This is a genomic window from Vibrio satsumensis (assembly GCF_050337435.1).
In the GTDB taxonomy this organism is placed as follows: Bacteria; Pseudomonadota; Gammaproteobacteria; order Enterobacterales; family Vibrionaceae; genus Vibrio; species Vibrio satsumensis.
In genome coordinates, this window is the sequence record NZ_JAKJSX010000005.1 from 308302 (window position 1) to 333104 (window position 24803).

Annotated in this window: 20 protein-coding genes; 11 read left to right on the top strand and 9 right to left on the bottom strand. The window is 43.6% G+C overall.

Going from position 1 to position 24803, the window contains the following annotated elements:
- The first annotated feature begins 137 nt into the window (after positions 1 to 137).
- The 5 genes from L4C44_RS07205 to L4C44_RS07225 are packed head-to-tail and all read left to right on the top strand — an operon-like array spanning position 138 to position 7413.
- Positions 138 to 1349, top strand: a complete 1212-nt coding sequence (locus L4C44_RS07205; protein ID WP_428804711.1) for an ATP-grasp domain-containing protein — start codon at positions 138 to 140, stop codon at positions 1347 to 1349.
- Complete coding sequence (locus L4C44_RS07210) at positions 1346 to 3157, top strand: IucA/IucC family protein (RefSeq protein ID WP_428804712.1); 1812 nt, start codon at positions 1346 to 1348, stop codon at positions 3155 to 3157. The genes L4C44_RS07205 and L4C44_RS07210 overlap by 4 nt, the downstream gene beginning before the upstream one ends.
- 6 nt (positions 3158 to 3163) lie before the next feature.
- Positions 3164 to 4381, top strand: a complete 1218-nt coding sequence (locus tag L4C44_RS07215; RefSeq protein WP_146490847.1) for an MFS transporter — start codon at positions 3164 to 3166, stop codon at positions 4379 to 4381.
- Positions 4353 to 6218, top strand: a complete 1866-nt coding sequence (locus L4C44_RS07220) for an IucA/IucC family protein (protein ID WP_428804713.1) — start codon at positions 4353 to 4355, stop codon at positions 6216 to 6218. Before L4C44_RS07215 ends, L4C44_RS07220 begins: the two co-directional genes overlap by 29 nt.
- Complete coding sequence (locus tag L4C44_RS07225; RefSeq protein ID WP_285953720.1) at positions 6211 to 7413, top strand: type III PLP-dependent enzyme; 1203 nt, start codon at positions 6211 to 6213, stop codon at positions 7411 to 7413. The genes L4C44_RS07220 and L4C44_RS07225 overlap by 8 nt, the downstream gene beginning before the upstream one ends.
- Before the next feature lie 169 nt (positions 7414 to 7582).
- On the opposite strand, the gene L4C44_RS07230 is transcribed toward L4C44_RS07225, so the two are convergent.
- Positions 7583 to 8608 carry a zinc-binding alcohol dehydrogenase family protein gene (locus L4C44_RS07230; protein WP_428804714.1) on the bottom strand — a complete coding sequence of 342 codons (1026 nt, stop codon included), beginning with the start codon at positions 8606 to 8608 and terminating at the stop codon, positions 7583 to 7585.
- A 199-nt stretch (positions 8609 to 8807) separates the two neighbouring features.
- Between L4C44_RS07230 and L4C44_RS07235 the strand changes: the two genes are divergently transcribed.
- Positions 8808 to 9740 carry a LysR family transcriptional regulator gene (locus L4C44_RS07235; protein WP_285953732.1) on the top strand — a complete coding sequence of 311 codons (933 nt, stop codon included), beginning with the start codon at positions 8808 to 8810 and terminating at the stop codon, positions 9738 to 9740.
- 128 nt (positions 9741 to 9868) lie between these two features.
- Here the strand turns inward: L4C44_RS07235 and L4C44_RS07240 are convergent, their stop codons facing one another.
- Positions 9869 to 10255: a hypothetical protein gene (locus tag L4C44_RS07240; RefSeq protein ID WP_428804715.1), complete on the bottom strand. Its 387-nt coding sequence runs from the start codon at positions 10253 to 10255 to the stop codon at positions 9869 to 9871.
- A 170-nt stretch (positions 10256 to 10425) separates the two neighbouring features.
- Positions 10426 to 11619: a benzoate/H(+) symporter BenE family transporter gene (locus L4C44_RS07245; RefSeq protein ID WP_428804716.1), complete on the bottom strand. Its 1194-nt coding sequence runs from the start codon at positions 11617 to 11619 to the stop codon at positions 10426 to 10428.
- A gap of 99 nt (positions 11620 to 11718) precedes the next feature.
- On the opposite strand from L4C44_RS07245, the gene L4C44_RS07250 reads away from it, so the two are divergent.
- Positions 11719 to 12279: a helix-turn-helix domain-containing protein gene (locus tag L4C44_RS07250; RefSeq protein WP_428804717.1), complete on the top strand. Its 561-nt coding sequence runs from the start codon at positions 11719 to 11721 to the stop codon at positions 12277 to 12279.
- An 87-nt stretch (positions 12280 to 12366) separates the two neighbouring features.
- Complete coding sequence (locus tag L4C44_RS07255) at positions 12367 to 13206, top strand: patatin-like phospholipase family protein (RefSeq protein ID WP_428804718.1); 840 nt, start codon at positions 12367 to 12369, stop codon at positions 13204 to 13206.
- Positions 13207 to 13341: 135 nt separating this feature from the next.
- On the opposite strand, the gene L4C44_RS07260 is transcribed toward L4C44_RS07255, so the two are convergent.
- The 3 genes from L4C44_RS07260 to L4C44_RS07270 all read right to left on the bottom strand — a co-directional run bounded on the left by L4C44_RS07260 (position 13342) and on the right by L4C44_RS07270 (position 17482).
- Positions 13342 to 14052, bottom strand: a complete 711-nt coding sequence (locus L4C44_RS07260; RefSeq protein WP_428804719.1) for a hypothetical protein — start codon at positions 14050 to 14052, stop codon at positions 13342 to 13344.
- Positions 14053 to 14299: 247 nt separating this feature from the next.
- On the bottom strand, positions 14300 to 16228 hold the full coding sequence (locus L4C44_RS07265) for a hypothetical protein (RefSeq protein ID WP_428804720.1): 1929 nt from the start codon (positions 16226 to 16228) through the stop codon (positions 14300 to 14302).
- 276 nt (positions 16229 to 16504) lie between these two features.
- The gene (locus L4C44_RS07270; protein ID WP_428804721.1) at positions 16505 to 17482 is read right to left on the bottom strand and encodes a DUF1254 domain-containing protein; all 978 of its coding nucleotides are present in this window, start codon (positions 17480 to 17482) and stop codon (positions 16505 to 16507) included.
- A gap of 204 nt (positions 17483 to 17686) precedes the next feature.
- On the opposite strand from L4C44_RS07270, the gene L4C44_RS07275 reads away from it, so the two are divergent.
- Positions 17687 to 18607 (top strand): LysR family transcriptional regulator, encoded by a 921-nt coding sequence (locus tag L4C44_RS07275; protein ID WP_146490858.1) that lies wholly within the window; start codon positions 17687 to 17689, stop codon positions 18605 to 18607.
- 388 nt (positions 18608 to 18995) lie between these two features.
- Here L4C44_RS07275 and L4C44_RS07280 read toward each other — a convergent pair whose 3' ends face one another.
- From L4C44_RS07280 to L4C44_RS07290, 3 genes are all read right to left on the bottom strand, one after another.
- Positions 18996 to 19715: a hypothetical protein gene (locus L4C44_RS07280; RefSeq protein WP_428804722.1), complete on the bottom strand. Its 720-nt coding sequence runs from the start codon at positions 19713 to 19715 to the stop codon at positions 18996 to 18998.
- Positions 19716 to 19802: 87 nt separating this feature from the next.
- Positions 19803 to 21248: an arylsulfatase gene (locus L4C44_RS07285; protein WP_428804723.1), complete on the bottom strand. Its 1446-nt coding sequence runs from the start codon at positions 21246 to 21248 to the stop codon at positions 19803 to 19805.
- A 19-nt stretch (positions 21249 to 21267) separates the two neighbouring features.
- Positions 21268 to 22533 (bottom strand): anaerobic sulfatase maturase, encoded by a 1266-nt coding sequence (locus L4C44_RS07290; RefSeq protein ID WP_428804724.1) that lies wholly within the window; start codon positions 22531 to 22533, stop codon positions 21268 to 21270.
- Between the two features lie 164 nt (positions 22534 to 22697).
- Here L4C44_RS07290 and L4C44_RS07295 point away from each other — a divergent pair, with 164 nt between their 5' ends.
- Positions 22698 to 23087 carry a DUF4345 family protein gene (locus L4C44_RS07295; RefSeq protein ID WP_428804725.1) on the top strand — a complete coding sequence of 130 codons (390 nt, stop codon included), beginning with the start codon at positions 22698 to 22700 and terminating at the stop codon, positions 23085 to 23087.
- Between the two features lie 51 nt (positions 23088 to 23138).
- Positions 23139 to 24671 (top strand): cytochrome ubiquinol oxidase subunit I, encoded by a 1533-nt coding sequence (locus tag L4C44_RS07300; RefSeq protein WP_428804726.1) that lies wholly within the window; start codon positions 23139 to 23141, stop codon positions 24669 to 24671.
- Positions 24672 to 24803: the final 132 nt, after the last annotated feature.

Consider the following 24803-nt stretch of genomic DNA (forward strand, 5'->3'; position numbering starts at 1 on the left):
ATGCAACACCACTAATGACATAAGAATCAATAAAAACAATAAGATAGAAAAATTCTCTTTCTTTTAACCCCGAAAGAGAGCACTTGAAAGCGAGTTGTGAGCAGGCGACAACAACGTTTTAAAATTAGGAAAGCCCCATGAAATCTACGATTATTATCGTGAGTCATGTCGTGAATGACGCAGTCACTCATGGCTTCGTACCGACAGCAAAAGCGATGGGTCTCCACGTCGTTTTAGTCACTGATCAAAAACTCAATCACTTAAAACTGGCGAATGAAGATGACCGCTTTAATCCAGATGAAATTCTAGAGTGCGATGTGTTCAACCCTCTTGAACTCATCGAAATCATCACAGAGCAAGATCTAGAACCTCATGCTGTTTTCAGCAACAGCGACCACCTACAAACCTCCACCGCAATCTGTGCACAGTTCTTTGGCCTACCTGCTAAAGATTGGAATGTGACGCTCAAGGCGAAAAACAAATACTTAACTCGTCAGGTTCTCAACGAAAAATCGTTACCTAATACTCAAAGTGTTTTGTTAAGTCGAGAGAGCGCTCCTGTATTCGATTTCGATTTTCCTGTCGTTGCGAAGCCCAAAGAGGGTGTGGCTAGTTTAGACGTGCAGCGCTGCGATTCTGCGGCTGAGCTGGATAACTATTGCGATACGTTTTGGCAAAAGCACCCTACGACTCCCATTTTAGTTGAGGCGTTTTTACAAGGTCCGCTTATCACTGTCGAAACCATTGGCGACGGGGAAAATTTGATCGCACTGGGTGGGTTCGATGTAGAACTCTCTGCGCCACCTTACTTCATCGAAACCGCTGCGAGTTGGAATGGTATTAACAGCGTTCACTACCGTGATGAATGTATACGTCAGCTTCAAGAGTTCGGGGTGGGGTTTGGTGTCTGTCATAGCGAGTTCATCATCACAGATTCGGGGCCGGTAATGGTCGAGATCAACTATCGAAGTATTGGTGATGGCCGGGAATTTTTGCTTGATAACCTCAGTTTCGGGAATTGGTTCAATACCATCTTAAATCTTCACTTGGGTTACAAGGTCGATCCCACATTTCGTATTGATGGCAATGCCCATGTGCACTATGTAGTGGCCCAACAAAGCGGTTTGATTGAAGGATCATCAACCTCTTTCATCCACCAAGAGGGCGATATTGTCATTCAACAGCAAGTGCTTAAAAAGGTTGGCGAGACGTTCCAACAAAGTTATTCCAACAAGGATTACTTAGCGAGAATTTCGGTCGTTTCTCCTTCAGGCCAAACTCTAGAACCCGCACTACAACAGGCAATCTCTCGCTTCAATCTAACATCAAAAAACGAGGTAACAGCATGAATGAAAACGCGTTATACCTCACTCAACGATTAGTCGATACTTGCTTACGTGAAGATTTGTTCGGATTAGTTTCTCAAAGCCAATTTAAATCTCAGCTCCCGAGTTCACTCAAGCTATCTTCTTATCCTCGCAATCAAATTTGGGCCATTTTTTCAGGTTCAGACTTTACGCTCTACCTGCCAGTTACTCCGAGCTATTACATGCAGCGTTGGGTATACGGCCAAACAGATGGTTCGAAAGGTGATGGTTGGCTCATCGAGAGAAATGGTGTCGTTGAAACCCAGCAGCACTATCAAGATTGGATCGAATTATTGAAAGCAGGTGCTCACGAAAGCTCGCATTCGTTATTAGATGGTTATTTGCAAGAACTCGAATGCGCAGAAAAACACAAGGGATTGTGTGATAGCGCCTTCAGTCAGCAATCCGAATCACTCATGCTGCCGATTTCTCAACTAGAGCGTTGGGAGCAAAAGCTATTGCATGCCGATCAAATCGCATCCTATCTTGACCACCCTTACTACCCGACAGCACGTGCTAAGTTCGGTTTAAGCGATCACGATCTAGAACAATTTGCGCCAGAATTTGCACAAAGCTTTGAACTTCGTTGGCTCGCAATCGAAAAGTCTCTGGTTACATTGACCAGTCCACAACCTGAATGTTGGCCAACGATGGAGCAAGTGGGTCTGCCCGCCGACTTTACTCTTAGCCATGAGTTATTCCCCGCACATCCATTGACACTAAGGAGTCTTGATGGACTTCCTGACGGTGTTATCAAAGCTCCGGTTGCCTATCTAGAGGTGACTCCAACTTTATCAGTACGTACTGTGGTCGTGAATCAAGCACCACAGATCCACATCAAGGTGCCGCTGGTCATGCGATCTTTAGGTACTAAAAACATTCGCCTAATCAAACCATCCACACTCTATGATGGGCATTGGTTTGAACGTTTATTGACGCACTTAGAGCAAACAGATCAAGATTTACACGGCACGCTTTTCCATTGTAATGAGAAGCATGGCGGCCATGTTGGAGACGATAAAACCTTTGCTTACATTGTGCGTGAATACCCGCGGAGCTACTTCCAAGACAAAGCACTGGTGCCTGTGGCTGCCCTTGCTAGTCCAATGCCTGACGGACGTTTGTTCTTGGAACATCTCGCCGAACAGTATTATCAGCAAGATACGCTGACTTGGTTTAAAGATTACGTTGATCTGCTATGCAAAGTGCACCTTACATTGTGGATTCGTTACGGTATCGCTTTAGAGTCTAACCAACAGAACGCCATCATCGCATTCGATGAGCAAGGTAAGATGACCTTAGCCATGAAAGACAACGATGCAGCGCGTATTTGGCCAGAGCGTTTCCAAACGTTTGAGCAACAATCGCCCGTAAAATGCGATCATCTTTTAGATCAACGCATCACAGTAGACAGCGAGCTTGCTCTTGGTCAGATGTTTACCACCATTACTTTGCAGTTAGACATTGCCGCGATTGTGGAAGCAATGGCGACGAAAGGAATCGCCACGTCAGCTTATCTGTATGAAATGGTCGCCAATAGCCTCTCCCAACAGCTTAGCCAGTTGGACAAACAAGGACACAACACCAAGCTCGCAAACGAGATGTTGTTTGAATCACCCAACCTATACGCTAAGTATCTATTGAGCTCGGGGAGCTTGTTGTCTAAAGAGGCATCTGGCGCAAGCGATATCAATAAATTTTATGGCTTGTCAGCACCGAACTTTTTATGGCTAACCAGCGAAGAAGCACAACACGCTTACCTTGAAAACATCAAGCAGAGCGTGAGTTAACCCATCATGACCAAACTCATCTATTGCGTGCTTTTAAGCCACTTTATCGCCGCGTTTGCAGCCTTAGGAATGCCGCTGTTTTTGCCGATGGTATTGCCAACACTGGATGCAAACATTACTTCGGATTGGGCGGGGGTACTGTTTATTTTGCCGACCTTTTGCACTGCCGTTGCGGCGCGCTTTTGGGGTCAGTTTGCTGATAAATATGGCAGACGTCGATCTCTATTGCGTGCTCAACTCGGGCTTGCAGCAGGCTTCGCGCTGTGTGGCTTAGCCGATAACCTCGCGATGTTTGTGTTTGGTCTTATCATTCAAGGAACCTTTGGTGGCACCATGGCCGCCTCAAACAGCTACTTATCCAGTCAAATCAACGATGCGAAAGCACTCGGTAAGTCACTCAATAAAACTCAGCTTTCTGCCCGTCTGGCGCTAATTATTGCTCCGATTGGGCTTGGCTGGAGTTTATCGGAAACAAACCCGCTGAACGCGTATCTGTGGCTGTCCGCTTTGCCGCTATTCGCGCTAGTGATCACCTTAACATTACCCATTGATGACTTAGCGAAATCTAAGGGGATTGTAAAAGATCAGGCATCGGATAAAGCTCAATGCAGCCAAGTCAATTCGTTAAATACGCTTTATTGGGTGTTTGGCGCGCAGTTCAGTTTTGCTTTCGCCATGGTCGTCACGTTCCCTTATTTCTCACCTTATGTGCAGCAATATGGCGTGACAAGCCAAGCGTGGATTGGATTTTTGTATGCCCTCCCACATGGTGTTTATCTCGTCTTTGCAGGGAAAGTTCATCTGTTCTCAGAACGGATTGATCGCCACCAGCTTGAACGCAATCAAGCGCAGCGTACTTTATGGCTGGGCTTTAGTTTGCTTTCACTCAGTGCCGCAATGCATCTCACTCCTTATCAAGAAGTGTTGATTATTGCTCGTATTGTTTTCGGACTTGGCATGGTTTGCTGTTATCACGGCTTGCATCAAGCGTTAGCAAACCAAATTGATCGACGACAAAGCGGCAGAGTATTTTCGCGCTTTGACGCTATGTCTAAATGGGGTGGCGTTGCGGCTGGGTTGAGCGCGTCTTTCATATCAAGCCAGGGCTGGCTTGAGGTTCCTTTCATACTTTCTATGTTGGTCAGTGGCATTACAGCTATCGCGCTGATCATCCATTCAAAATTTGGACATCAACATGTTACAGACTCAATTATCTCCAAGTGAATATTCCGCTGAAGACCAAGTTCTTCAAAATCGTAAAAAAGTACTGCTAAACCGAGAAAAAGCCCAACTCAATACCATCATGGGTGTAGTGAACTGTTACTTACGTGAATACGCAATACCCAATGAACAGGTTGATTGGTGCTACAGTTCTGCCTCTCTGCCTCAAACTTTGAAAAGAAACTACAACGCTCACCAACGCGTGGCCATTCACCTACCTCACCAAGATCAACCTCAGAAAAATGGTCTGATGGTTTTACCCGTTGAGTACACCAGTAAACTGGGGAAAGTGAAGCTCAGTGATACACCTTGGGCTAAAATGCCCGGTGCAGCTTGGTGCAAATTGGACGCAACTCAAACCCTGACGCTTCTACTCAGTTACCTAAAAGAAATGCTGACGATTCCATTCAATCACGAGTTGGTCGAGCAAATGGAAAACAGTTTGTTGATTACCGAGCAGTTCCTAAACTCAGACAACTCACCTCAGTATCACAATGCGTTTATCGCATCAGAGCAATCGTTACTTTGGGGACATACTTTTCATCCAACGCCAAAGAGTCGTTCAGGTGTCAGTATCGATGATCTGCTAGCGTGTTCCCCTGAGGTTGGCGCTAAGGTTCCCCTGTATTGGTTTAAAGTCGACACCGCGTTGCTCGACGTCTTGAGTTCAGATAACCGAACCTCACCAACGACCATGCTTGAACAACTTGCACCTGATGAAAACAATTCAGCAGGTACTATTCTTTACCCTTGTCACCCTTGGGAAAGTTACACACTTTTGCAAAACCCAGTGGTCAAAACGGCCATTGAACAAGGAAAAATCATCCCGCTTGGATTAGGTGGTGAGAAACTCTTACCCACCTCATCCGTGCGCACTCTGTATCACCCAGACATGGATTGGTTTGCTAAGTTCTCTATCAATGTACGTTTAACCAACTGTGTACGTAAGAACGCATGGTATGAGCTCGATAGTGCCGTTCAATTAACCTCGATTCTGCACCCAATCAAAGAGGGTGAGCAGTTACGTAACCCTGTCTTCAAGGTAATGACAGAGCCTTACGCAACCACATTGAATCTAGAATCTGTGGCTGAACAAGAACATGCTGATGTTATTAAGGCTCGAGAGTCATTTGGTATTTTATATAGAGAGAATTTCACTTTAAGCGAAACCGATATTTTGCAGCCAACGTTAGCGGGTGCGCTCTTTGCTTACGACACAGACGGGAACAGTTGCATCGCCACTCAACTCAAACACAAAGCGCAAACAACACAAAGCCAATATGAAAATGTCGCCACACTGTGGTTTGAGCGCTATCTGCATTGTTTGATTCCAGGCGTTTTTAACTACTACTTCAAGCATGGAGTTGCATTTGAACCTCATTTACAAAATACGTTGATTGGATTTGAAAAAGACATGCCATGCTGTGTATGGATTCGAGACTTAGAAGGCACCAAGCTGCTACCCGAGTTTTGGCCATCAGAGACTCTTCAGCAACTTTCAGAGCGTGCTCGTCAATCGGTGTACTACAGCCGTGAGCAAGGTTGGAACCGTATCGGCTATTGCACATTCATTAACAATATCAGTGAGGCGATTTTCTTTATCGCTGAGGGGGACTCAGCACTTGAAAATACGTTATGGGGAACTTTAAAAGACGCAATCATCCGTTGGCAGTCGATCAATGGTCAGCAACCCGAACTAATGGCATTGCTTAACGATGGTCATTTCCCTAGCAAAAACAACTTCACAACACGTTTGATGAAAAATGCCGATAAAGAGTCTGGGTACACCCAAGTAGCAGCACCTTGGCCGACTCATAAAAGAGGAGCTCACCATGCTTAATTCGCCTCAACTTCCTGAGAACATCCACCAAGAAATACACCAATTGGCCAAGCAACAAACTCAACCATTATGTGCTTATCTTTATGATCTCGATGCATTGGAGCAGCACATTAAGCAGATGCGCCATGTATTGCCAAAAAACGTAGAGCTATTTTACGCCGCGAAAGCGAACCCTTCAGCGCCAATACTGCGTACTTTAGCCCCTTATGTTGATGGTTTCGAAGCGGCATCAGGCGGAGAGCTTACACACCTTCACCAACAACAACTCAATAAACCACTGATCTTTGGTGGCCCAGGGAAAATGCCAAGTGAACTAGAGCAAGCAATTGAACTCGATGTTGATGCGATTCATGTAGAGAGCCTCACTGAGTTACAACGCATTGGTGCTTTAACTCAGAGATTGAATCGACCTGCTTCGATCTTCTTGCGTATGAACATAGACATTGGTGACATCACACTTAGCAAGTTAGCCATGGGCGGAAAACCCACTCCGTTTGGGCTCGATGAGGGTGAACTCAATAACGCCTTGATGTATCTGCGCGACTTTCCCTTGATAAAGTTAAAAGGCTTCCACTTCCACTTAATGTCGCATCAACTTGAAGTCGATCGCCACCTCGCCTTGATGCAACGCTATTTCCAAGTCGTCAAAGAGTGGCAAAAGACATTCTCACTCGATGAGCTGATCATCAACCTTGGTGGCGGTATGGGAATCAATTACCAAAACCCGAAGCAACACTTTCCTTGGATAGAGTTCTGCGACAAATTGGAGTTCTTGATTGCTAAAGAACATCTGCAAGACTGGAAGCTACGTTTTGAATGTGGCCGCTATATCTCAGCACCGTGCGGCTATTACGTGATGGAGGTACTGGATATCAAGCAAAACCTTGGTGAGAACTTCGTGATTGCTCGTGGTGGAACACATCATTTCCGTACGCCGGCTGCACAAAACCATGACCACCCTTTTGCTATCGTGAAAAGTAATCAACAACCCACCATTTCACATCCGATAAACCATGCTAAAGCCACGTTGGTTGGACAGCTTTGTACTCCAAAAGATGTTCTGGCACGAAAGCAACATATCGAGCAAATCGATATCGGTGACTATGTGGTGTTCACCCTAGCAGGCGCTTATGCTTGGAACATCTCGCATCAAAACTTCTTAATGCATGAACCTCCGGTGTTTCATTATTTCTAAGCACTCCGCCGTGCTCTATGGTTTCTAACTGACGGGTTGAGTTGAAACTCCGTGGAGCTAGCTAAGACCACAAAATAAAAAAGGCGTTAGCAAACTCAGGTCTGCTAACGCCTTTCTTATGTTTATCGTAGCCCTTTTACCAAACAACTACAGACTCAAACATCAAAGACTAGTATTTGATGGCTGTTTTACCAATCGAGGCACTGCTTTCAATACGTTGGTGTGCATCTTTAATTGTATCCACACTAAAGCCATCTAGGGTCGTGGTTAGCGTCGATTTAATTCGACCAGCATCAATCAGATTCGCAGCTTGGAATAAGATGTCTTGCTGCTTCTGGATATCGTCGGTGTTAAACAGTGAACGCGTGAACATCAGCTCCCAAATAAAGCCCGCTGATTTGCCTTGCAGCGCTGATAAGTCAATGCCACCGTCAAATTCAACAATCGAACTGATCATGCCTTGTGGTGCGATCAACTCAACCATCGCATCCCAGTGCCCTTTTGTATCAGCAACATTGAAGATGTAGTCGACATGTTGAATGCCCTGCTCTCGCACTGACTCGACAAGGTTACGGTGGTTCACCGCATAATCCGCTCCCATATCCCTTACCCACTGTTCCGTTTCAGGTCTTGAAGCTGTTGCGATAACTTTTAGGTTGGTCAGCTGCTTAGCCAGTTGAATAGTGATCGAACCTACACCGCCCGCTCCACCAATGATCAGAATAGACTTTTTATCTTCTGGACGAACACGTAGGCGGTCAAACAATGCTTCCCATGCAGTCAGTGTTGCTAGTGGCATCACTGCTGCAGCTTCATCTGAAAGGCTCTTAGGCGCTTTAGCGGCAATACGGTAGTCCACAGCTTGGTATTCTGCGTTAGCACCCATACGTGTTACGTCACCCGCATAGTACACACGGTCACCGACTTCGAAGCCTTCAACGTCAGCACCTTTGCCAACAACTTCGCCGACTGCGTCATAGCCCAGCACTTTTGGTTGTTCGAGTGTTTTGTCTTTGGCATTACGAATACGAATTTTTGCGTCAGCAGGGTTGATAGAAGTCGCACTCACTTTTACCAACAAGTCATTCTCTTTTATTTCCGGTAGGCTCGTTTCAAATTCAAATAGGCTTTCTTGTTCTGTAATCGCTAGTGACTGAGTAAATCCGATTGCTTTCATTGTTAATGGTAATGACATGATACTTCTCCTTAAATTCGATAATTGAAGCTTAGAGACTTTTCTCTTTAGATAAACAGCCTAATATTTGAATTATTATCAAATAACTTTTGATAATAAGATGTATATGCGCTGGCAAAATACTAAGATTAGTAATTAGAAAATGCCTAATTTATCGGTAACAAAACAACCGATTCAAGGTTCAGAACAGGGAAACGAAATGCTTCTTGAAGACCTACAAGTGATTTTAAAGGTAGCGGAGTTTCGCAGTATCACCGCTGCAGCCACCAACCTTGATATGCGTACTGCCACCGCGAGCGCTGCCGTCAAACGTGTTGAAGCCGCACTGGGCGCTGAGCTGTTTGTAAGAACCACTCGCCATTTAAGGCTCTCTTCAGCAGGTGAGCGTTATTTGCCTGAATGCGAACAAGCCTTGAAATTGTTAGAGCAAGCGAAGCTCAACATGCGCGAGGAACTCGGTATTGTTGACGGTGAAATTCGTATAGCGCTTTCATCGGATCTAGGGCGCAACCTAGTTACACCTTGGCTTGATGAGTTCTTACTTGAATATCCAAAGGCGACGCTTCGTACTAGCATCAGCGATAGCAATATCGATTTCTACCGAGATTCCGTCGATATGGCGCTGCGCTACGGATCCCCGATCGATGCCAACATGTATGGTTTTAAGATATGCGACGTGCCGAGGGTATTGTGTGCGGCTCCTGAATACTTAGCTGAAATGGGAACACCAAAACACCCGAGAGACTTAGCTCAGTACAATGGTTTGCTTTACCAACTCCATGACATGTTGCAAGACGAGTGGGTGTTTAACGATGGTACCCAAGCTCATAAAGTGAAACTAAAAGGAAATCGCGCTTCGAACGACGCAGACCTTGTAAGACGTTGGTGTATCGCAGGAAAAGGAGTGGCAATAAAATCTTGTCTAGACATGTCACCTCATCTGCTTTCAGGTGAAGTTATTAAAATTATGCCTGAATTTAAGCCGACACCTACCGAGTTGTGGTTAGTGTGTCCAAGTCGCCAATCCATCACCCCAACGGTGCGTCTATTAAGAGATTTATTCAGAGAGAAAACCTCAGAGATCCTTTCACAACTCAGTGAGCAAGGCATTATAGAAAACAAAGCATCATAAAGCCTAATGCAGTTTAGAGATAAGAAATAGAGATACAAAAAAGGCGTTAGTGAACTTTTAAGCCACTAACGCCTTTAATCATTTGAACATCACACCATATTGATGGGTGTATCGTCTAATACGAGTGCTTAGTTTGACTCGTCTTCAACATCGCAGTCAGCACAGCACTGAAGCGCAATTTCATGTTCGAAGGTGATTGTGTCTTTACCTTCTTCTAGTAGTTCTGCGATTTCATCAGCGACTTCTTTTTCATCATCCGCTTCGATGCCACTTGCTAACTCTTCTTCTGAATAACCAAAGAAGTTAAGCAGTAAGTACTCGCGAGCTTCATCTTTAGTACAAACCACGTTTGCTGAAAGATCTGGAGTAACCTCACCTTGTGCGAGTGTCGCCGTCACTTGTGCGATTGCATCATCTTTCATCGCAGGCGTTAACCAACCAAGATCTGTACTTACCGTCGTTTTTTTACAATCGAAGCAAGGCAGTTGGTGAAAGTAGTATTGAAAGGCAGTCATAGGTAATTTCTTCTTTAAGTGTTGTATAGCGAGATTATGCGCGTTTTGTAGCAAATTACTATCTCAATCACAACCTAAGGTTGGTTCGATCTGAATATTTGTACCAAGTACAGAACACCATGATGACGACTGATAAATTTAAGGCTTCGCTCATTTGAGGGATCATCTCATTACGGCGAAGTTTGCGAAGCCTCGCTTGCTCCACGCGACTTAGCTTTGTAATTGTGTAACCAGCAACAAAACAACCCGATGCACAGCCCCCAAAATGCACTGCCGATTCCCAGTAAATTGGTACCAGAAGCAGTGAATAAGAAAGTAAGCAGTGCGGGTTCTCGGTAGTGACTGTCTGCCATTGATACCGCAAGACAATTCATCAAGGTGGGCATCACCGCTAAGCCAGCAACCGCAATGACAATCTCGGAAGGCACTGCGCTAAACAGCGATACAAATGACATCCCCATCACTCCAGCTAACAGATAAAATACGCCCATCGAGATCCCCGCCATATAACGTGTATTTGGATTACTATCCGCATTCGGGCCCATGCAAATAGCTCCCGTAATCGCTGCAAGGTTATACGCAAAGCCACCAAATGGTGCAAAAATCAAACCTGTCACCCCGGTGGTGGTAATGATCTTCGATGAATCAACTTGGTATTCGTTCGCTTTTAGAACCGCAAATCCCGGTAAGTTCTGTGAAGCCATCGTCACTATAAATAATGGAATTCCCACGCTGAACAACGAAAAGAACTCAAAATCGGGCGTGATGAACACTGGGGTCGTTAATCCCATAGTCACCTGACTAACATCGAGTTTGCCAAACCCCACACACATGACCAGTGCTATGATGAAAATGCTTGGGATTAGTAAATTTCCTAACCGCGCTTTCGCCAAAATAAATACGGCGAGCATGACTGCTACGACTTGTGCCTCTTCCATTAACGACGTAAATAAACCCAAGCCGAATTGTAATAGAATCCCCGCGAGCATCGCAGAGGCAATCGATGTTGGGATCTGTTTTAGGACTTTCTCAAATATTCCCGCCAAACCAACTAACGTAATCAACATCGAACTGAACAAAAACACGGCCACTGCCTGATTCATTGTTAGCCCTTCAAGAGACATGATTAACAACGCTGCTCCAGGCGTCGACCACGCTGTAACCACCGGCTTCTTGTAGTGAAACGAGAGCAGTATCGTGGTTACGCCCATGCCAATTCCCAACGCCCAAAACCATGACGCCACTTGTTCTTCGGTTGCTCCAGCACTCGTTGCCGCTTGGAAAATGATCGCCGCAGCGCTCGCATAACCAATGAAAACAGCGATAAAGCCGGTACTGACGTGAGAAAATTTTAGCTTAGTCATGTTAATTTCTTCCTTCGTGCGTTATAACGTCCATAGACTGAACTTAGCACTCGTGCGCTATAGCGCACAACTAATTTTTGAAAAACTTGTAGAGAAAATATGCAAACAGAAATTAAAGTCGGCGTTAACTTGAAACGCCTTCGCCAAGAAAAAGGCTGGAGCTTAGACAAAACAGCGAAAGCAACAGGCGTGAGTAAAGCAATGTTAGGACAAATTGAACGTGGAGAATCAAGCCCGACAGTCGCTAAGCTCTGGCAGATAGCTTCTGGGTTCGAGGTGTCACTTTCGAGCTTTATCGCTGCTAGCCCAAACAGTGAACTGACGAGTTTATTCAGAGATGCAAACGAACTAAGACATGAGGAATACAACATTGGCTTTTTCGTCAGTTTGTTGTTTCCTTTTGAGGAAGCACTAGGGTTTGAAATATTCGAACTCACCCTAGCACCCGATTACCACCATAAATCCGACCCACATAACGCAGGCGTCACCGAGCACATCTTATGTATTTCAGGAGAGATGGCCGTGATGTTTGATGGTGAGTGGCATACGTTACGAGCAGGGCAAGCCGTTCGCTTTAACGCTAACCAGAAGCACGGATATAAAAACCTCGGTGAAGACAATGCGGTGTTCCATAACGTAATCCACTACCCTGAAAAATAGAGGTTAACCTACACATCCGACCATTTATCTAGTATTAATAACAGTGAAAGGATATGCATCTATAAGAATTAGGGAGCCCATAATAAAATGACACTAGAATCAAAACATACCCTAGTTGTGGAAGGTGGTGCAATGCGTGGCATCTTTGCCGCTGGGGTACTAGATGGCTTTATCGACCACCAATACAACCCGTTCGATTTCTGCATCGGCGTCTCTGCGGGCTCAACTAATTTAGCCTCTTGGTTATCTAACCAACGCGGCCGAACCTATACCATTATTTCCGACTACTCATGCCAACCTGAGTTTATTAACTTCAAGAAGTTTGCCAAAGGTGGACACTTGCTTGACCTCGACTGGCTTTGGGATCATATCGCACAACACTATCCATACGATATGGAAACCTTCGATAAACAACCGCTCCCCTTTCAAGTCGTGACCACGGATGTTGAAACTGGTGAACCACTCTACACGCAGGGTGAAAAGAGTAACCTAGAAGAACTCCTCAAAGCTTCCTGCTCTGTCCCTATGGCCTACCGCACGCCTTTGAGAGTAAATGGTCGAAAGATGATAGACGGTGGAGTGGTCGATTCCATTCCAGTGATTGAAGCTTATACACAAGGGGCGAAACAGATCACCGTGATCCTCTCGCAAAAGCAGGGTTACAAGAAGCGCCCACCGAAAGCACCTTGGATATTACGTCGACTGATGAAAGAGACACCTCAGCTGGCTGAGGCAATGATCACGCGTGCAGAGCAATACAATCAAACCTTAGAGTTTATTGAGAACCCACCTCATGATTGCGCCATTAAGGTTATCGTACCGGACGATAGTTTTGCTGTCGGACGGTTAACCACAGATAAAGACAAGCTTGAAGCCGGTTACCAAATGGGGCTTAAGGCAGCAGAGCGATTCGTTACACAAGAATAAAGCAGTTACTCAATGTCAAGCGGCCTGTTTTAATCTCCGTTCTCTAGCTGTAAAACAAAAAGCGAGCCACATAGGCTCGCTTTTCAGTATATAGTTTTAAGCTAAATTACAGAAATTCTACCGACTGTTGAGCAATCAAAAATCGAACGTTAGATTGAAATCGATACTATTGTAATCTGAATTATCAAAGTAATAGTTATAAGAAACTGTTGGTTTGACTCCGAGCATAGAGATGGTAATACCTGGGCTCAAATAATGAGAGTAGCTATTATCGCCATAACAGTGAGGCTGACAAACTGGAAACTTTGCTAAATGAGGCGTCCATTTTTTGTAATGTGTCATTTGATGGGTGTAGGAGAGCGACAGGGATAACCACTCGTTCACGTCATAAAAACTACCGAGGGTTTTATCTAAAGAAATGCTTTCATCTCGAACAAAAATACGTTCTTGGTCTATATATTGAACGGTAAAGTCAGTATAGAAAACAGCATCTTTCCAAGCAAAAGCACTAAATAACCCAGAGTTGTACACCTCTACGTTATCCAGGTTACCACCAACAGCAACGGTCACCTCATTGTAGATTAAATCGGCGAGAATGAAGGAATAACCAAATCCTAACTCGCCAAAATGATCACTATCGTACTGCCCGAATACACGCCAAGTCTCGTTGAAGTTGTGCGAACCATAGAGTGTGTAGGTCAGTTCATTATCATTGCTCTGTTCGAGATAGTTTTGCTTGCTAATGGAGATATTAAAAGTGTCCCCCACGTAATCAGCCACATCTTGCCAATCAGCTTGTACAGAAAAAGGGAAACAAATAAGTGCGAGCGAGTATATTTTATTCATGTTGAAACCGTATTTAGATCTCAATCCATGAGAGCTGTTATTTATTGATAGCAATGATATAAGCAGTGAAATAATTGGAATATTGAGTAATACGAAAAAGCCTATTAAGTCAGACTTAATAGGCTTTGAAAGGGTGGACAATCCATTGTCCTACATGAATTAATTAGTTCAGTTTTTTAAACATTCAATTTGCGAAAACAAGCTACCGATATGCAACCTGCCTCCCAATACCAACGTGATAAAACTATTACTTAGTAAAACGAGCTTGAATGCGAGATTTGATATTACGAAGTTTCGATTTATCTGCACTCTGTAACTTAGACTTAATCTCGTTACGTGAGTCAGGACGCCCAATTTCGCCATTTGATGGGGTATAATCACCGACAAAGTCACCAGACTTATTGTAGAAACTGTAAACCCCCGTATCGTCCACCTGAGCTACTGAACCAATAACTCCTACACCATCTTTAATGATGTTGCCGTCTTCTTTCTTAACATGACCGACTTTGTTACCTTCAGCATCAAGAATATGGTACGAACCGGCTTTCTCTTCAATTTGGAAACCTGCTGGACCTTGACCATAATCTGGAACTTTATCGCCGATTGGACGCTCACGGTCATTATCGTTAAAGTCACCATCTATGCTAGGAGTGTTATCATAGTTATGATCGATGCGGATTGAACCATCTGAACGAGACATAGTTACTGAGCCACGATCACCAACCAAAGTTATGCGATCATCGCGAAGTGCTAATTCACGACCGTTGTTACCTTTGATCGCAGTTAGTACACCTTCACCGTTGTATACCGCTGTGCCAACCTTACCGTGTTCGTATAGATTCACGTTACCGTCAGATGCAATAAAGCCAATTTTTTCGCCGCCAAAGAAAATGCCCCCATTTACAATTTTTAACTCTTGTGCACCTTCATCACCGCTAATTTCAGGGAAAATCGGATCATTATCCACGTCTGGTGTCGTTTTATCAATTGCGTTGATCAGTTGACGCTCTTGGATGCTAGCCAATACATCTGCGCCAGTCTTAACTGTCGCCCAGTGACCAGTACCGTTGCCCTGTTCTTTCTGAACCCAAACTTCACCATTGTAAGTACGGTGTAGGTTGTAATTTTCACCTGCTACAGAAAATGAAATATTACGCTCGTCGGTACGATTAACATTGTGAATCTTAACGCTTTCACCGTTCACCATTGTTATCAATACATCGTTGCCGGTTACATGGAACGTAGCGCCTTCTGAGCCAGTAATTGTGAAGTTATCCTTTGATGTTACATCGAGAGTTGCAGTGCGAACTTCTTCACCGTTAACGTACATGTATGCAGTATCACCGTGCGTGATTAGATTGATATCACGAGGGATATCGTTATCTACGCCAGGTAATGTCTTATCAATTGCATTAATTAATTGACGTTCTTGGATGTTAGCCAGTACATCTGCGCCAGTCTTCACCGTTGCCCAATTACCAGTTCCGTTACCTTGCTCTTTCTGAACCCAAACTTCTCCACTATAAGTTCGGTGCAGGTTGTAGTTTTCACCTTCTACAGAGAACGAGATATTACGCTCGTCGGTACGATTAACATTGTGAAGCTTAACGCTCTCACCGTTCACCATTGTTATCAATACATCGTCGCCGGTTACATGGAACGTAGCGCCCTCTGAGCCAGTAATTGTGAAGTTATCCTTTGATATTACATCGAGAGTTGCAGTGCGAACTTCTTCACCGTTAACGTACATGTATGCAGTATCACCGTGCGTGATTAGATTGATATCACGAGGAATATCGTTATCTACATCCGGAAAACCTGGCTTGTTATCAATACTTGGCTTAATAGCACCCTGTTCGTAATTTGGAGTATCTAATAATTTGTTTGATGACGAGCTCGAAGACCCACTAAATAAAGCCGCTGTAAGACCAAGAGCACCGGTACCAATAGCTTTCCAAACACCAGATTCATCTTGCTCGTAAACTACACCGTTTAGCTCCACTACCTTATTATTTTGTTCATTAAGTTTAGCAAGCGTCGCAGCATCAATATTATCCATTTGAGATTGGATCGCTTTTTCAGTCGCTAAATTTGCTAATTCAACATCCACACTTTGTGCAATAACATTACTTGAAAATGCAGTTGTAATTAGAGTTGCTAAAATTGTTTTATTCATGTTCATGTAATTAAGTCCGGTAAATATAATTAATTTCAAAATGCTATTTGTTTTCGGACCATCCTTGGAAGCGATGAGTGAATATTAACGACTTCGGTTAACTATGAATATTCGCCAATATTTAACTGGCTATTAAGCTGCACTTAACAAGTCAAACTAGCAACAAAAAACATTGTTATTCAGTTACTTAAAATAAAAAGCCAGAAAGTTAAAATACAAAAAAAGGGCTAACACATGGTCAGCCCTTTTATTTATTGCTATTTATTTGATGAACAGTTATTTCCCTTTCACTTTATACATATTATCTGCTTGTTCTTTTACTAATTCTGCATCAATAGGAAGATACATTCTTACGAGGAAGTTACCACCTTGCTCTACGGTTGCATTCCCCATACCTGTCTTGCAATTGGTAGTGAATGAAAGTGAATTCCCATTATCTTTCATTTCAGAATGGGGAATATAAAAATCATTTTCATGAATCCAACCATCCGCACCATAAAAAGTTGCAGATAGATAGCCGTTATTTTTCCAATCCAAAGCCGGTTTTTCTATCGTCCAAGTTTGGCACTTTTCTGAAGTGACTTGCAGGGGAACATATTGAGCAGTATCCATTGGTAAACCTCCCCATCCATATGCAGCGGCATAAACGTAGTTATGTGGGTCAACGTCTTCTAGCGTTTTTCCGAAAGCGTTGTGCCCAGCAATAGGCTGCTCACCAGAATTGACCTGACGAACCAATTCATCGCGAAAAGCAATAACTTCATCGGCATCAAAGCCTTTTGACGGATATGGCCTTGCAGCGTTCGCTTCAAACTGAAGCTGACTTTGGCGACGCTTGGTGTCAGCGTGGTCACCGTTGTCACGCGTTCTCGCCAGCAAGTAGACATACTCACCTTGAATATCATCAGCATTGACTTCAAGGGTCTCGCCATTTTTTACGACTTGGTGAAAGAGATGATGCTCATCAATAATGTGAATGATCTGAAATTCGTCAGAATCAGGTACAGTAAACGTTGCACCTTTACTGACGTCAACGATGGCAATTGAGTAGACGACATCGCGATTTGAACGGATGACTTGCTGATTGTCTATGCTGACCGGATCATCATGCATCCATGCGTTCACACCGACTTTTTCTTGTACGCCAGTAAAGTACCAATCAGATTCAGCAACAACGTAGTTGTTCATTGTTACAGGCGCTGCCACACAACTAAATGCACTAATTAGAGATAAAGATAGAATCGTTTTTTTCATAAATTGACTCGCTGATTCAAAGATTAATATGTGTTCCTAATCAAACCCATCCGAATCAGCGACATTGAATATTGAACAATTGCTGACCCGTATTCCATTACATTTGCTTACTACTCTAATCAAGCCACTGAACTTAGAATATTTGAATATATGTAACTTGCTGTTAAGCTGAACTTAATACGTCTATTGGTAGAAGGAACACCGATGAGCAACGATAAGTTTAAGAATCTTGACCTAAACCTCCTCAAGCTTTTTTCTGTTGTATATCAGCAACGTAACTTGAAAAAATCTTCGGAGTTGCTGTTCATCTCTCCTCCTGCAGTCAGCCAAAATATAAATAAACTGCGAGATCATTTTGAAGATGAGTTGTTCGTTAAAACACCAAAAGGGTTTGATACGACACCTTATGCTGACAGCCTTTTCTTGGCCCTCTCTCCCGCTTTAACTCAGCTCTCAAATGCAGTGAATACACACGGTGAGTTTAAACCTAGCGAACTAGACGGCACTATTACTGTAGATATGGGTCAGCAAATCATTCCTTGGCTCTCACCGATGATGTTCACTGAGATCTCAGAACAATGTCCTAACGTTACGTTTGCATCTCATAATATGACAACTGAAACCCCTTCAATGATGAAAACGGATCAAGTAGACCTTGCCGTTCAATTTCAGTTTTCGAATACAACGAAAGATATTTATGAGCTACCTCTTGGCGAAGTAAATTTCGTTGCCGTAGTGAGAGAAGATCACCCTTTCAAGAAAGAAACTGCGACCATAGAAGAGCTTTTGGAGTACGACTTTGCTCTTGTTGAAATGCCATTTTTTAATACCTTCCATACATCACTGATTGAACAAGTTGTCGCTAATAAAGGACTAGAGATAAATGTTGTCCATAGAAGTACGTCAGCAATCAGTATTCGAGAGATTGTACTAAGAACAGACTTAGTTGTTCCGGGGCTAGAAAACTTTGTCAAACACTGTGGAGAGGGGCTCAGAGCGATAAAAGTAACGAATGTCGAAGAACTAACAACTCTACGATTATGTGCCTATATCCATAAGAAAAATAGAAAGAGTAAGAAACACTTATGGCTGTATGAAATGATAAAGTCTTTAGTCGATTCTTAAAAACTGACAAGCCTTTTGTAGACTGGTATCACGTAAACGAGTAATAGGGCTCGTCATACCAAACTCGAAACCATACCGACGTACAAATAAAAAAAGCGAGCCACATGGGCTCGCTTTTGAATTTTTTATGCTTTTGCTTAAGCAGTTACTCAGATTACAAAAGTTCTACCGACTGTTGAGCAATCACGAACTCTTCATTGGTTGGCAATCTAATAATACTGCTTTCACATATTCCACTACCATTCAATATTTTACCAAGCTAGCTGCAACATAGCCAAAAGCGTTCAAATGCACATTCCACACCATGTTTCAAATCTTGTAAAATTATCTCAGTTGATGACTAAATATAGACATAGCTGCCAATAATTTAAAAAGGATAAGTACCCTACTAATTAAAGCGGTAGTAGAAGCCTAAAATTGCATCATAACTTGCGTCATTTTCCATATCTTTAAGCATTAGGTAAGGCTCTAAACCTGACTCCCCCATGTATCCAACATAAAACTCATGGCTCACAAGATAGTTATCTGACACTAAATGACCAGCTTTAACGACATCTCTCGTTATATCATTTTGAGCGTAATTTAGGCCGGTGCGGTACACCAAATTGAGTTTTTTTATAGGTTGATAAACAAATTTCGCTCGCGCCCGGTACATGCCGATAATAGTCTCGTTGACCACGTCTTGCGTTGCCATTAAATCAAAAGTTGTCATAAAGTTTGGTAGAACAAGATAGTTAAAAGTTGCGCCACCCCAAATTGCGCCAGCCTCCGTCTTGAAATCATCTGAAATGCCCAACTGCTTCGCAATAGCAGCATAGTTGTCACCCATAGATTCATACGCTAGACCGAAATCAAACTCCGCGCTCATTTTCTCAGACAAAGGCATACGATACTTACCGTAAGCCGTTGCGAGGTTGTACTCTAACCCAGCAGTCTCTTTGTTGCCTTCAACACTAAAAATACCTGCGACAGAATCCGTCATTTTCACTTCAGTCTCTAACTTGTAAATATCTCGGTTGACACCACTTTCAAGTCGAATGTAATCCGCCGCTGCAACTTGGAAAGAGAGTCCTAGAGCTGCGCACATCATCGTTTTTGTTAGTTTCATCTGCTTTATTCTTAATATTTGAATATCATTATGGACATAACCGCTACCCACTAGCGGTCATGGAAGTTAAAAAGGTGGTCAGCTTCGTTACTTCTTGGCGTTATAACCTTTGAAGTCAGCGCCAGTTGGGATGTTCGGGTACTGGTGCATTGAACGAGCAGTTTCAGCGATGATCTTGCCAATCGGCTGTACTAGCCATGAGTGTTGGTAACCTTCATTGGCCCAGATTTCGTATTGTTCACCCGGATCACGCTCAAGATCGTAAATCAAAGGAAAGGTAAGCGTTTCAAATCGGCCATGGGTCTCATAGGCAACTTTGAAATGCATCTTGTAGTTGTTCCATTTCACCGCAAATAACTCATCGTTCACGTACGTCAGAACATAGTTGCGGTTAGATTTATCGCTGTTACCTAAAATGAAGTCACTTTGATCGATCGAGTCGATAGGACGATCGGTTGGGATTTTGTCTTCATTACCAGTCAAATGCGCTAGGGTGCTGAACCAATCCAGATCAGAAATAATCTCATCGGTTACCTGCCCTGCCTCAACTTTGTTGCCGTAACGCACTACCGCCGGAGTACGCATTCCCCCTTCAAAAGCGGTACTTAAACCACCTCGCCATGGGCCATTGCTGCCTAAAGGCTCTTCACCTGGTTTTAAGATATTGCCTTCAACAATGTTGCCTGAGCCGTTATCGCCAGCAATGATGACGATGGTGTTATCTAACTGGCCACTTTGCTTTAAAGCCGTCATCAAACGACCGATATTATGATCGAGTTCAAGTTGAGTATCGGCATAAGTACCTTGTTTCGACTTACCTTTAAACTCATCCGATACCGTGTAAGGTGAGTGGAAAGTGGTAAAGCCAACATAGGTATAGAAAGGTTTGTCTTGGCTGACGCTTTGGTTGATGAACTCGATGGTTTTATCCACCAGCTCTGCATCCATACCTTTTTTGGTGTCTAGGTTGAACTCTTTTACTTTCTCCGGAGTAACGCCTTTTGCGCCATGCCAGATGTATGGAACCTCAGCAACGCTAGGGTCGAAGTCTTTGCTGCTTGTATAGCCCGCCTCATCAGAACCACCTCGGTAGCCATACCAATCGTCATAACCTTGATCGATTGGCAAGCGACCATCGACAGAACCAATGTGCCATTTGCCATATAAAGCCGTTTTGTAACCATCGTCACTGAGCATTTCTGCAATGGTGTATTCCCAAGGCGCTAGGCCATCAGCCGCACCTTTAAGAATTGGTACCTTGTACGTACCTGAACGAATCGGAAGGCGGCCAGTGTGCATTGCAGCTCGGCTTGGCGTACATTGGTTTTGAACGTTGTAGTTGAGGAAGCGGATTCCCTCTTCTGCCACTTTATCAATCTCTGGGGTTGGAATTTGACCGCCTTGACTAGATATATCGCCCCAACCCCAGTTATCTACCATTAAGAACAGTACGTTAGGCTTTTCAGCAGCTTGGGCGGAATGAGCGACACCAAGCGCCCCCGCAACCGAGAGTGCAACTAATTTTTTACGCATAGAGCTCTACCTTTCTAATTTAAGATTTATTTGTTTTAAATTGACCGTGTTTCACTGGAAGCGAGTTAACTCGCAGAAGATGGGCGAGTTTCTCGTCAATATGGCGGAAAAAGTCGTACCACCCTTCACACAAATAGTTGTGGCCACGCTCGCCTGATGAAGACGAAATAATGCGATTTTTTGGACACTCACCAAAGCATGCAAATTGATAAGGGCATGCTCGGCATTGAGCTGTTAACGACTTGCTTTTGGCATAACCAAAGGCTTGCTGAGCAGCACTAAACGCCATCTCATCGAGTGATGATTGGTGAATATTTCCTGCTAAGTAATCTGGATAAACAAAGTGGTCACAGCGGTAAACATCCCCGTTGGGCTCGATGGCTAAACCTTTGCCACACATCTCACCTAGGGTGCAGAGCGGGTTATGCTCTCCCATCCAAGTAGCAAACAGCGCCTCAAAATACTGCACATGAACACGGCCAACATCATAGCGATACCACTCATCAAAGACCGTTTTTAAGAACGATCCCCAATCTTTGGCTTCAACAGACCAATGCTCGACAATTGAGTCTGGGTGAGATGGCGATAAGCGAGGGTCGCCTTGCATACATTGGCTTGCTTGTGGTGATTGTGTACGAAACGTTTTGGGTTCAACAATTGGGATAAACTGAATCAGTGGCGATTGCACCACATCACGCAGAAAGCGATACACTTCAAGCGACGATTGGCTCGTCAGGCGATTCACGCAGGTTAAAGTGCAAAATGAAACTTCATGTTTTTTAAGGAGTTCAATTGCTCCCATGACTTGCTGCCAAGTGCCTCGGCCTGCGCGATTGGTACGATAGGTATTGTGTAGCATCTCGTCACCATCAATACTGATGCCAACAAGAAACTGATGTTTTGCTAAAAATCGACACCACTCATCGTTAAGTAGAGTGCCATTAGTTTGCAGGTCGTTCAGGACCTCTACATCTTTAGGACAATACTTTTTCTGTAATCGAACAACTGTACGGAAGTAGTCCAAACCCAACATTGTTGGTTCTCCTCCCTGCCATGAAAAATTAACTTGAGGAGCATTATGAGCTGCAAAATATTGCTTGATGTAGGCTTCTAGGCTTTCTTCATTCATTTGTTCGCATGCACCAAGGCGATCCGCCAGCAATTCTTCTTTACTGAGGTAATAACAATATTGACAATCAAGATTGCACTTTGCCCCAATAGGTTTCGCCATGACATGCATATTTTTCTTTACTTTTTTATTAAAACACTGAGTGGTTAAAATCATATTTTTCGCCTTAGCTATATTTAAACAGCCCTATATATTTTCAAGTAAGAAGTACGAACAGATATATCTTGGCGGAAATAATACATATATATAAGGAAAAACTGATTTTCCCCTCAGGCAAATTAACTCTGATAATATTCTATTAAATTCGTTGGAGTATATTTATGAAAAAAACGCTCTTAGTAGCAGGAATAGTCGTTGCGTATGTAGGAATGGGAATGTTGGTCTGCCCGTTTGAATTTTTTGACTTTAATTCAGGCGTACCTTTCACGTACTCTGTAGATAGGGCTAGTGAGTTTAGAGGAGTAGGCGCATTCATCTTGCTTTGCGGCCTATTTATCACTTTTGGAGCCATACTGAACAAACAATTAAACAATATGTATTTATTGTCCTTAGCAGTTTACGCCAGTTTTTCGTCAGGTCGAATCACAAGCTTAATTATTGATGGAATTCCAAACCAAACCATCTCCCTTATTTTAGGCATCGAAGTCGTTATATTCATTGCATGCTTAATTAGTTTTTTAAAACACCGAATAACCAATAAACCTATTTAATTATTTTCTAATTAAATAAGCCCCCAATAATTATCTCTATAGGTATTGAAGATGGACTATATCGATCTTGTCGATAATGCTCGTTTAGAATTTGCATTTAGTATGACGTCCCACCATGTGTGGGTGCCCATTTACCTAGGTGCCGCCTTGATCGCAGCAATCCTTGAAACGCTTTATGTAACAACAGGCCGTATCGACTACAAAACATCCTCTATGTACATCAGCAAAATGCTGTTGCCGACTTTTATCGTAATTATATTTTTGGGTATTGCCACTCCCCCATTTTCTGATGATTGGACAGTATGGTGGAGTTACGTCAAGGTACTTGACCCAGAAGACCTCACAGGTCGAATTCCTTCGACTTTAATTGTTGTCACTCTGATTGCGTTTATTACCAGCCAAGCAGGGTGGAAGCGACTACCACCTAAAATTCATGTTATTGCAACTTGGATCTTACCTTTAATGCCTGCAATAGCGGAATCTTCTGCTATTGCAGTTAATGGTTGGATGCACGCACCTCATACCACATCATCATTTGATTTGGATACCTTGATGTATGTTCGTGACAGCTTCTCCGCTTACTTCTTCCAACCAATGACTGCCTTACGCTTTGCCCACAACTTTGCAGCAACTTACATTGTCGGTATTGCTGCCGTGTTAAGTATGAGCTGCTACTTTTTGCTGTGTAACAAACATGCGTTCTTCGTTCAAAAAACGGTGCTTATCGCCTCTGTCAGCGGTTTGCTCCTTTCTCTGTTTTTAGCCGTAGCCGGTGATGAACAAGGTAGAGCGGTAGCAGAAACTCAGCCAATGAAACTGGCCCAGCTTGAAGCTCTGTGGGAAACGGATGCAGACCCACACTTGGTTCTATTTGCCATTCCTGATATGAAAGAGATGACGAACAAGTACGAGATTTCCGTACCCTACATTCTTGGCTTTCTATTAGGTAGCGATGACGAAAACCCTATTAAAGGCATTAAACAGCTACTAGAAGAAAACGAACAACGTGTACGCAACGGTATGATTGCCTACCAAGCCATGCAGGAATACCAACAAGACCGCGCCAATCAAGAAGCTGAGCAACGCCTGCTTGCGCATCATAAAGATCTTGGCTTTGCTTACCTATTGGGTAAATACACCGATGACATTTTGTCTGCAACCGATGCGGATATTAAAAGTGCCGCCAAAGACACAATGACAAACGTGACTTTCTTATTCTTTAGCTTCCGCATTATGGTTGGCTTAGGGATTCTGCTGACAGGTGTGTTTGCTTACTGGTCTGTGAAGAGTTACAAAAACACATTGCACACCGCTTCACCTTGGATGGTTAAGTTCTCAATGCTTGCGCTCCCAATGGCTTTGGTGGCTTATTTGGTCGGCTGGGCGCTGTCAGAAGTAGGACGCCAACCTTGGATCATATATGAAGTTCTGCCAACCTTTACCGGTGGTGGTAACTATCAAAACGGGGAATCTGCTGGCTTCCCGATCACTACTCTCATCATGATCACTACGGTATTGTTCTCAAGCCTTAGTCTTTATATTGCGTGGCTTATTCGCCGCGGCCCTCAACTCGATATCAAGTAAGGACTTATTATGATTTGGTATATTGCATTCTACGCAACACTCGTCCTCTCTGTCTTGCTGATCGCAAAGATGGATAAGCGCCAGAAAGACGCGGATTGATAACAAAAAGGCCAAGCGCTTACCCTATCGCTT

Bases quoted from the DNA above. Each gene is read 5' to 3' on its own strand.
- L4C44_RS07280 (WP_428804722.1), bottom strand. From the start codon at position 19,715: ATGAAACTAACAAAAACGATGATGTGCGCAGCTCTAGGACTCTCTTTC.
- L4C44_RS07260 (WP_428804719.1), bottom strand. From the start codon at position 14,052: ATGAATAAAATATACTCGCTCGCACTTATTTGTTTCCCTTTTTCTGTA.
- L4C44_RS07285 (WP_428804723.1), bottom strand. From the start codon at position 21,248: ATGCGTAAAAAATTAGTTGCACTCTCGGTTGCGGGGGCGCTTGGTGTC.
- L4C44_RS07210 (WP_428804712.1), top strand. From the start codon at position 1,346: ATGAATGAAAACGCGTTATACCTCACTCAACGATTAGTCGATACTTGC.
- L4C44_RS07255 (WP_428804718.1), top strand. From the start codon at position 12,367: ATGACACTAGAATCAAAACATACCCTAGTTGTGGAAGGTGGTGCAATG.
- L4C44_RS07230 (WP_428804714.1), bottom strand. From the start codon at position 8,608: ATGTCATTACCATTAACAATGAAAGCAATCGGATTTACTCAGTCACTA.
- L4C44_RS07220 (WP_428804713.1), top strand. From the start codon at position 4,353: ATGTTACAGACTCAATTATCTCCAAGTGAATATTCCGCTGAAGACCAA.
- L4C44_RS07240 (WP_428804715.1), bottom strand. From the start codon at position 10,255: ATGACTGCCTTTCAATACTACTTTCACCAACTGCCTTGCTTCGATTGT.
- L4C44_RS07275 (WP_146490858.1), top strand. From the start codon at position 17,687: ATGAGCAACGATAAGTTTAAGAATCTTGACCTAAACCTCCTCAAGCTT.
- L4C44_RS07245 (WP_428804716.1), bottom strand. From the start codon at position 11,619: ATGACTAAGCTAAAATTTTCTCACGTCAGTACCGGCTTTATCGCTGTT.
- L4C44_RS07225 (WP_285953720.1), top strand. From the start codon at position 6,211: ATGCTTAATTCGCCTCAACTTCCTGAGAACATCCACCAAGAAATACAC.
- L4C44_RS07215 (WP_146490847.1), top strand. From the start codon at position 3,164: ATGACCAAACTCATCTATTGCGTGCTTTTAAGCCACTTTATCGCCGCG.
- L4C44_RS07290 (WP_428804724.1), bottom strand. From the start codon at position 22,533: ATGATTTTAACCACTCAGTGTTTTAATAAAAAAGTAAAGAAAAATATG.
- L4C44_RS07270 (WP_428804721.1), bottom strand. From the start codon at position 17,482: ATGAAAAAAACGATTCTATCTTTATCTCTAATTAGTGCATTTAGTTGT.
- L4C44_RS07205 (WP_428804711.1), top strand. From the start codon at position 138: ATGAAATCTACGATTATTATCGTGAGTCATGTCGTGAATGACGCAGTC.
- L4C44_RS07265 (WP_428804720.1), bottom strand. From the start codon at position 16,228: ATGAATAAAACAATTTTAGCAACTCTAATTACAACTGCATTTTCAAGT.
- L4C44_RS07235 (WP_285953732.1), top strand. From the start codon at position 8,808: ATGCTTCTTGAAGACCTACAAGTGATTTTAAAGGTAGCGGAGTTTCGC.
- L4C44_RS07250 (WP_428804717.1), top strand. From the start codon at position 11,719: ATGCAAACAGAAATTAAAGTCGGCGTTAACTTGAAACGCCTTCGCCAA.
- L4C44_RS07295 (WP_428804725.1), top strand. From the start codon at position 22,698: ATGAAAAAAACGCTCTTAGTAGCAGGAATAGTCGTTGCGTATGTAGGA.
- L4C44_RS07300 (WP_428804726.1), top strand. From the start codon at position 23,139: ATGGACTATATCGATCTTGTCGATAATGCTCGTTTAGAATTTGCATTT.